Genomic DNA, 720 nt, shown 5'->3' with positions numbered 1-720 from the left:
CCCTGCTCCTGCGCCACCCCGCCCACCTCGCCGAGACGGCACTCGGCGCCCGCCTCGGCCGCCACCTGCCCGCCGTCCTGCGCGGCGAGCGCGACCCCCTCGACCTCCTGCGCCACGACGAGCCACTCCGGCACCTGTACGACGTCACGCCCGCCCGCCGCTTCACCGACCGGATCGCGCGCGCCCTGCTCGCCCAGATCATCGCCGCCTGGCCGCACGACCGCCCCCTGCGCGTGCTGGAGATCGGCGCCGGCACCGGCGGCACCACCGCCGCCCTCCTCCCGCTCCTGCCGCCGCACCGCGCCCGCTACACCTTCACCGACCCGTGCCCGGACGCCTGCGCCGCCGCCCGCCACCGCTTCGCCCACCACGACCTGCTCGACCACCACCCGCTCGACCTCGACCGCGACCCCACCGCCCAGGGCCTGGCCACCGGCGGCCACGACATCGTCATCGCCGCCGACAGCCTGCACACCGCGCGGGACCTGCCCGCCGCACTGGACCGCGTACGCAGCCTGCTCGCCCCCGGCGGGCACCTGCTGGCCGTCGAGAGCCACGAGCCCGGCCTGCTGCTCGGCGTCCTCGGCACGCTCGACGACTCCTGGCCCGCCGAGGACGATCGCCTCCGGCCGCACACCCTGCTGCTGCGGCGCGAGCAGTGGCCGTCGCTGCTGCGCGAATGCGGCTTCACCCACGTCGTCCAGACCGGCGACGACGTGC

Annotated in this window: 1 protein-coding gene; it reads left to right on the top strand. The window is 77.2% G+C overall.

Annotation, left to right across the window (positions count from 1 at the left end):
* Positions 1-720 (top strand): class I SAM-dependent methyltransferase (locus FAF44_RS53500; protein ID WP_237111167.1); only part of this gene is annotated, 720 nt, incomplete at both ends.

The organism is Nonomuraea sp. MG754425 (assembly GCF_021699195.1).
Classification (GTDB): domain Bacteria; phylum Actinomycetota; class Actinomycetes; order Streptosporangiales; family Streptosporangiaceae; genus Nonomuraea.
This window is presented reverse-complemented; position numbering and strand designations above follow the sequence as displayed.